Genomic DNA, 7,623 nt, shown 5'->3' with positions numbered 1-7,623 from the left:
ACTCGTATATTCGTGGACCTTTCTGGGCGACCTTTGTTGCGACCAGTGCGATCATTGCTGCCCCTTATCGGAAGATTAACCAACCAACCAGCGCAACGAATGCATTGGTAAACTGGGGATCTCCTGGCAGCAAACATGTCGGTGGTTGTCATGCCCTGATGGGAGATGGCGCAGTGCGGTTTGTCACCGAGAACATTGATATCAATCTACTCCGAGCAGTACAGACTATCAATGGCGGCGAAGTGGTCGGCGATTTTTAATGTTTAAATGAATGGCTAGTGATACCTATGCAGATCAATCAACATAAGTTTTTACACGCGCTCTGCCTGATGGCAGCCTGCCTGCTTGCAGGCTGCTCAGGGGGAGGAGCAGATACTCCCGAGCTGGGTCGGGTTTCAGGCACGATTACTCTGGATGGAAAACCACTATCCAGTGCTACGATTACGTTTGAACCAAAGTCGGGTGCCCCATCAGTGGGAATGACTGATGATTCCGGTCATTATGAACTGGCTTACAATCCGGATACGAAAGGGGCCGTTCCAGGTCAGCACACGGTGCGGATCAGCAAGTTTGGTGAACCAGGCTCGCCAAATGACACAGTGGATCAAGTGCCTGCAAAGTTTAATAAGAACTCGAAACAAACCGCTGAAGTCAAACCGGGAGAGAACACAATTAATTTTGATTTGGACTCCAAAGCGAAATAGCCCGGATTAAAGTCTTAGAAGCGGCTTTGTTCGAAATCAAAAACCGTACCAGCAGGTCAAGCACATTTTCGTGCCTGACCTGCTTTTTTTGTGGCTTTTCACATTCCGGCATCCCTCATCATTCGTTCTGGACCTGGCCTCTGGCGCATTGTAGGATGAATGAGTCCCAACTCTATTTTACGCGTTCCGTACGAACTGAGAAATTCGTGATGAAGCCGCTCACTCATCCGAAATCTGGTCAGAAAGCAGCAACGGTCTGTACCAACCACCTGGTGCTGTTCCGCGCGCTGGCGATTCTGCTCGGCCTGTTGCTGATCGTCTTACTGGAAGGGCTCCTGCGGCTGTGTGGCGTGCTGCCCCTGCCCTTCAGCGCGGATCCGTTTGTCTCCTTTCGTGATCACGCCACGCTCTTCATTCCCAATCCCGCCGGCACGCATTATGAAATTGCCCGGGAGCGAAATGACTTTTTTCGACCACAATTTTTTCCGGTTCATAAATCAGCCGATACTTTTCGCATTTTTGTGCTGGGGGGCTCCACCGTTCAGGGGCGACCTTATGCCGTGGAAACATCATTCACCAACTGGCTGAAAATCAACCTGCAGGCGGCGGAACCAGACCGGAACTTCGAAGTGATCAACTGTGGCGGCGTCTCTTATGCCAGTTATCGGCTGGTTCCCATTCTGCGTGAGACACTGCAATACCAGCCGGATCTGTTGATTCTTTATACCGGGCATAATGAATTTCTTGAAGACCGTTCTTATGCGCGCGTGAAAAATACCTCCGCAGCGCAATTGAAAGCGCAGCGTTTGATCATGGATCTGCGGATTGCAGCAGTGATGAAGCGATTGATGCCCGCACCTTCCCTGAACGCAGAGAACCAGACAGAGACGACGGTGCTGCCGGCTGACGTCAATGCCCTTCTGGATTTTGAAAAAGGACTGGAAAGCTATCAGCGCGACCCGATTCACAGGCAGGCCATCATGGAACACTTCGAATTGAATCTGCGACAGATGATTCTCATGGCACGTGCGGCGCGCGTACCGCTGATGCTGGTGAATCCGGTTTCCAATCTCAAAAGCTGCCCCCCCTTTAAATGCGAATTTGAAAACAGCTTACCCGTCGAACAGAAAGCCAGACTCATCTCACTCTGGAAACAGGCGAACGACTGCGACTGGAGTCAGGCGGAACGCAAAATGCAGTTATGGGAGGCAGCGGCCGACATTGATCAGCGACACGCCGGTCTGCTCTACAGCATTGGTAAAACCTGCGAACATCTGAAACGCAATGAGGAAGCGAAAACGTGGTTTGTGAATGCAAAAGAAGAAGATCTCTGTCCGCTACGGATACTGGAACCGATGCACGCAGCGCTGATCCGGTCAGCAAACGAGTTTGACGTGCCGCTGGTTGACATTCGCGAATTATTCGAACAAAAAACGCCGGATGGAATTCCCGGCAGTGAATTACTGGTCGACCATGTCCACCCCAGCATTGAAGGTCATCAATTGATCGCCGATGCGATTTATGAAAAGCTGCTTGAAATGAAACTGTTCCAGCAAGCCGAAGACTGGCAAGCCACCCGAAATCAACTGCGTCAAAAACAGCTCGACTCGCTTGATCAGTCGTATTTTCTGCGTGGTGCGTTACGCAGTCAGCGACTCGATGGCTGGAGCCGCGGCCGCAGTACGCAGGTTCCCGTTCTGTCAACACAATCGAACGCAAATGAAAATCGTTAAGTCGCCCTGATTGATTCGTCTGCGATACTGTTCTATGATCGGTTGATTCACTTTTTGTATGAATCTGCTTCGCATTGAAAAGAACTCTGCCCTGATCAGTTGCTCGTAAGGAAAGAAATCTAGCATGAGTTGGCCATTAAACCGTACTCTGACAGGGCTGTTGCTCCTGATCGCAACAAACTCTGCATATTGCGAAACGAGCGCTGCCCCTTTTGTCTCAGGCTTTGATCGGTTTGCCCGACATGCTGAGATCGAACCGCAAACGGGCGGCAAGCTGTTAATCAGTGAATTAAGTTGTACCGCCTGCCATCAAACGCAACGACCGGACCTGCAGCCGAAACGGGGGCCCCGCCTGACCGGTGTCGGCGATCGTCTGCAACGGAAATGGATCAACGATTATCTGGCATCTCCGCATTCCACCAAAGTCGGCACGACAATGCCTGACCTGCTTCATAATTTACCAGAGAATAAAAAACAGCAGACGATCAAAGCTTTGACCGCTTTTCTGATGGCACAGCACGCCGAATTCCCCACGATCAAAGCCACCGGCGCCAATCCGGTGCCGCACGAATTCTGGAAAAAAGGAAACGTGGATCTGGGACAGGAGCTGTATCACAAAATCGGCTGTGTCGCCTGCCACGAGCCGGATGAAGCTTATGAACCGGGCGAAACGAAAATTTCGCCCACCGACAAAATGCTCTCACAACTTGATCCGGAAGAGATCAAAGAACTGGGTCTGGCTGCGACGGTGCGTCCGGTCAATTCCGTGCCGCACGGCAATTTACCAGCCAAGTACACGCGCAAAGCATTGACCTTTTTCCTGCTCGATCCGGAACTGAGTCGACCGGCTGGACGTATGCCGAATCTCAAGCTCAAAGCCGTCGAAGCTGCCGACATCGCCGCGTATCTGCTGCGAAACCAGACAGAAGCAAACGCCGTGAGTGATACCAGCAATAATGCGGCTCTGATTGCAGAAGGGCAAAAACTGTTTACCGGATTGAAGTGTGTGAATTGCCACGAAGTCCAAAACCGGAAACCGGAACAGTACGCGAAACCACTGGCAGAATTAAACGCACAGGCAACTCACGGCTGCCTCGGAAAAGCTCAGAAGGACGTGCCCTACAATCCGCTGGATCAACAACAGCGAACTGCGATTCAGCAGGCGTTGGATAGTCTGTCACAGGAGAACAACTCAGAGCCGAAACAGCAGTTGGCCTTTCAAATGCTGCAGCTCAACTGTTACGCCTGCCACGAACGCGAAAAACTGGGGGGCGTGGGTTTCAATCGCAAACCCTACTTTGAAACCGCCAACCATATTGATCTGGGCGATGAGGGACGCATTCCCCCCACACTGACGGGTATCGGCTATAAGCTGCAAAAAAAATGGCTGGCCAAAGTGCTCAACGGCAAGGGAGACATCCGCTTTCACATGCAGGCCCGCATGCCGGTTTTTCCTGAAAAGCAAGTCACTTCGCTGCCGGACCGTTTTGAAAATGCGGATCAAAGTCAGAAACCGCAGCAGGATGAAAAGGTCTTTCCCGATCATGAGAAACTGGCGTCATCGGGTCGAATCATGCTGGAGACCGGTTGCATTCAATGCCATCCGATTCGCGGTGAAAGCATGCCGGGCGTCGTTGGCACCGATCTGGGTGATGTCACCAATCGCGTGCATGCGAAGTGGTTTCGCGAATTTTTGCTCGACCCGGGGGCACTGAAACCACGCACCCGCATGCCCACGTTTTTTCCCGATGGGAAAAGTCAGAACAAGGCACTGCTCGACGGAGATGTCGACCGTCAGATCGCTTCGCTCTGGTCCTATCTGAAAGCGGGACCCAAACAGCCTCTTCCGGAAAAAATCCTGGCAGAGAAATCGAAGAACTACGAACTGGTGCCTGAAACACGCCCGATCATTCTGCGGACCTTCATGCAGGAGGCGGGCACACATGCGATTGCCGTCGGCTTTCCGGAAAAAGTGCACTTCGCATTTGACGCCGAACAGGTCAGGCCGGCGATCGCCTGGAAAGGGCGATTCCTCGATGCGCAGGGCACCTGGTTTATTCGCTTCGCACCGCCGGCGATTCCACTGGGAGAGACTCCGGTTCTCTTTCCCGCCGGAGCGCCGTTCGCATTGTTAAAAGACAAAAACCAACCGTGGCCTGTCTCCGCTCCGGATCAGGACGATGTTCAATTTCGCGGTTATCGGGTCGATGCAGCGGGTATTCCGACGTTTCTCTATCGCTATCAGCAATTCGAGATTGAAGACCGGCTGGAAGTCACAGAAAAACAGACACTCAAGCGACAGTTGAAAATCAAAAACAATCACAGCTCCGGCGCACCGGGCACACTCTGGTTCCGTGGCTTAACGGGAAAAACGCTGAAACCACTGAATCCAGGGACCATGCAGAATCAGGCTGGCTTGAGCGTTTCGATTTCGAAACCACTTGCCAAGGCCGGCGAACTCCGCACGAACGACAAAGAAACCGACTGGATCATTCCGGTTCCCGCCGCTGACAACACCACAATCGAGGTGACATACCAATGGTAAAACAAGCCCCCTTATTTCTACTGGTTCTGATCCTCGTGATATTTGTCACCGGCATTGGTTTACAACAGACCGCATGCGCCGAAAGTGAAAACGATTATTATCGACTCGTGCCCATCATGACGCCGAAAGCGCAAACCGAATCACGGGCTGAAAACTGGAAACCCGCGCCCGGCGATCTTGTGCTGGAAGTCAGTGGACTTGCGGTCCTCGATGACCGGCGTGTCGCTGTTGCCATTCGCAAAGGTGAAATCTGGATTCTGGATGGCGTGTATGATGAACCTCCGAAAAATGTGACTTACAAACGCTTCGCCACCGCCCTGCACGAACCGCTGGGTCTGATCTGGAAAGACGGCGCCTTTTACACCGTGCAGCGCAGCGAACTGACGCGAATTCGTGATACCGACGGCGACGGAACGGCTGATGAATATCTGACCGTCGCCAAAGGCTGGGGCGTGACCGGCCATTATCATGAGTATGCTTACGGACCCGAACTCGACTATGCTGGCAATCTGTGGCTCACATTAAATATCGGACTGGGGCTGAATAAAGATCAAAAAACGCGGGCAGTGACTGATCCAACGCTGGGATTTTCACAAGGCCGCTGGCGCGGCTGGGGGATGAAATGTACGCCTGAAGGAAAATTGATTCCTGTCTGCGCAGGCATGCGTTCGCCTTCCGGACTGGGCGCGAATCGCGCCGGCGATATGTTTTACACCGACCAGCAAGGCAACTGGGTCGCCACCAACAGTCTGCATCACATGCGTGAAGGGGCCTTCTTTCATCATGTCGAAGCGCTGGCTTCGATGAATCTCGAAGGTTCGCCCATTCATGGCATCAAAAACATTCCGAACGGTCTCCCTTTTCCCGAAGCGATCAAACGCATGCCGCAGCTCAAGCCGCCCGCCGTCTGGTTTCCGTATAAAAAGGCAGGCCAGTCGGCGACAGACATCATGCTGGATAACAGCGGCGGCAAGTTTGGTCCGTTCGACGGTCAGTTTTTTGTCGGCGAGTTCACACAGGCCTCCATGCAACGCGTGTTTCTGGAAAAAGTGGAGGACGAATATCAGGGCGCCTGTTTTCCGTTTCGCGAAGGTTTCGCTTCTGCGGTACTGCGGATGGATCAGGGGACGGATGGCAGCGTGTTTGTCGGTCTGACGAACCGCGGCTGGAGCAGTCTGGGAACCGCATCCTACGGACTGGAGCGTCTGGTCTGGACGGGCAAGACGCCGTTCGAGATCAAAGAGATGCGGGCGTTACCGGACGGCTTTGAGCTGGTTTTCACACAACCCGTGGATCCGCAAACCGCCGCCGACCCGAATTCCTACAAGATGAAAAGTTACACTTACACGTACCACTCATCGTATGGCAGCGATGAAATACTCAACAAAGATCTGACGTTCGAAAACATCACGGTCTCTGAAGATGGATTGAACGTCCGTTTGAAGGTCAAAGGGCTGCGCGAACTTTACGTTCATGAACTCCAGGCGGAAGGTGTGAAAAATAAAGCGGGGCAGACATTACTTCATCCCCAGGCTTATTACACGTTGAATCGCATACCGAAAAAATGACGGGGCGCTCTATGCAATTCAATTCAGAAAGCCGCGTTCGCGCAATTCCTGAATGTTACCGGGCGCGCTTTCCCAGACGCGTTCGGCCGCGTACCGCATAATGGCGATGCCCCCCATGCCGGGTGGCGCGCTCAGAATGGCGACGTGTTCTTCTTCTTCGTCATCGAGCTGTCGATTCAACTTGGCAACCGCTTCTTCGATACTGTCGCTGACAATGCGTTCGGGGCCGCTGGTATTGCTGAATTTCAGATTCGAGAAACCGGCGGTCCGGGAAAGCAGAAACGCCGCCAGGTCGGCTTCTTCCTGTTCTTCGAAGAAATTACGAAACTCGGGTTCCATGCGATCCGGCGTAATAATCATCGGACGGGTGATGCGGACTTCCCCTTTACGAATACTCACCGTGGAACCACTCTCGGCCGCTCCACTGATGAGATAATAAGGCAGATTTTGATCGCCGAATGTAAACAGGGAAAAAGTGACGGGGCGCTCGATGCGTACCGCCGTCCATATTTCGAAGAAGCGCCGTTCATCGAACTCGTGAGAATAATTCATCAGGTTCCAACCAGGGTGAATAGAAAACGGTGAGTTTGAACTTCTTGATCAAAGGGCTGTCTCAGCTGATTTTTTTCAACTTACTGACGCGGCCGACGGTGACCCATTCTGTTACAAAGAGATTGCCATCCCGATCAAAACAGGCATCGTGCGGATGAACAAACCGCCCTGCAACCCAGGTTTCAGGTTGGGTGCGAACTTTAAATCCATCCAGAACCTGATTCGTCCAGTCCTGATGATAACCTAAATGAGTGATGACTTCATTATTTCTGTCAAACAGAGTGACACGCGCATGCAGATCGGAAACAACCATCACGTCACCCAGAATATCAATATCGGCTGGAAAGCTGACCGTGTTGACAAAACCCAGATGTTTTCCGTCCAGTGTGAAATACTGCAAGCGATGGTTCGCACGATCACAGACGGCAATTTTTGGTGTGCCGTCCCGCTGATCGAGCCACATGCCATGAGGCGTTTTCATCTTGCCCGGCTCGGTACCACTGCCGCCCCAGCTGAATTCG

General features: G+C 52.5%; 6 protein-coding genes and 1 pseudogene. 5 read left to right on the top strand and 2 right to left on the bottom strand.

Going from position 1 to position 7,623, the window contains the following annotated elements; all coding sequences use genetic code 11:
• From Q0294_RS18445 to Q0294_RS18425, 5 genes are all read left to right on the top strand, one after another.
• The coding region (locus tag Q0294_RS18445) for a DUF1559 domain-containing protein (RefSeq protein ID WP_299468390.1) at window positions 1-260 on the top strand (260 nt) is incomplete at its 5' end.
• Window positions 261-287: 27 nt separating this feature from the next.
• Window positions 288-704, top strand: a complete 417-nt coding sequence (locus Q0294_RS18440; RefSeq protein WP_299468388.1) for a carboxypeptidase-like regulatory domain-containing protein — start codon at window positions 288-290, stop codon at window positions 702-704.
• Window positions 705-913: 209 nt separating this feature from the next.
• Complete coding sequence (locus tag Q0294_RS18435) at window positions 914-2,437, top strand: SGNH/GDSL hydrolase family protein (RefSeq protein WP_299468386.1); 1,524 nt, start codon at window positions 914-916, stop codon at window positions 2,435-2,437.
• Between the two features lie 124 nt (window positions 2,438-2,561).
• Window positions 2,562-4,982 carry a c-type cytochrome gene (locus Q0294_RS18430; RefSeq protein ID WP_299468384.1) on the top strand — a complete coding sequence of 807 codons (2,421 nt, stop codon included), beginning with the start codon at window positions 2,562-2,564 and terminating at the stop codon, window positions 4,980-4,982.
• Window positions 4,976-6,550 carry a hypothetical protein gene (locus Q0294_RS18425; protein WP_299468382.1) on the top strand — a complete coding sequence of 525 codons (1,575 nt, stop codon included), beginning with the start codon at window positions 4,976-4,978 and terminating at the stop codon, window positions 6,548-6,550. Before Q0294_RS18430 ends, Q0294_RS18425 begins: the two co-directional genes overlap by 7 nt.
• A gap of 18 nt (window positions 6,551-6,568) precedes the next feature.
• Here the strand turns inward: Q0294_RS18425 and Q0294_RS18420 are convergent, their stop codons facing one another.
• Complete coding sequence (locus tag Q0294_RS18420) at window positions 6,569-7,102, bottom strand: hypothetical protein (RefSeq protein ID WP_299468380.1); 534 nt, start codon at window positions 7,100-7,102, stop codon at window positions 6,569-6,571.
• 61 nt (window positions 7,103-7,163) lie between these two features.
• Window positions 7,164-7,623: pseudogene (locus Q0294_RS18415) on the bottom strand (peptidase); the annotation flags it as partial.

This window comes from uncultured Gimesia sp. (genome assembly GCF_937919775.1).
Taxonomy (GTDB): Bacteria; Planctomycetota; Planctomycetia; order Planctomycetales; family Planctomycetaceae; genus Gimesia.
The sequence above is the reverse complement of the archived record's forward strand: the minus strand, read 5'-3'. Positions and strand labels throughout refer to the sequence as shown.

Bases quoted from the DNA above. Each gene is read 5' to 3' on its own strand.
- Q0294_RS18440 (WP_299468388.1), top strand. From the start codon at position 288: ATGCAGATCAATCAACATAAGTTTTTACACGCGCTCTGCCTGATGGCA.
- Q0294_RS18435 (WP_299468386.1), top strand. From the start codon at position 914: ATGAAGCCGCTCACTCATCCGAAATCTGGTCAGAAAGCAGCAACGGTC.
- Q0294_RS18430 (WP_299468384.1), top strand. From the start codon at position 2,562: ATGAGTTGGCCATTAAACCGTACTCTGACAGGGCTGTTGCTCCTGATC.
- Q0294_RS18425 (WP_299468382.1), top strand. From the start codon at position 4,976: ATGGTAAAACAAGCCCCCTTATTTCTACTGGTTCTGATCCTCGTGATA.
- Q0294_RS18420 (WP_299468380.1), bottom strand. From the start codon at position 7,102: ATGAATTATTCTCACGAGTTCGATGAACGGCGCTTCTTCGAAATATGG.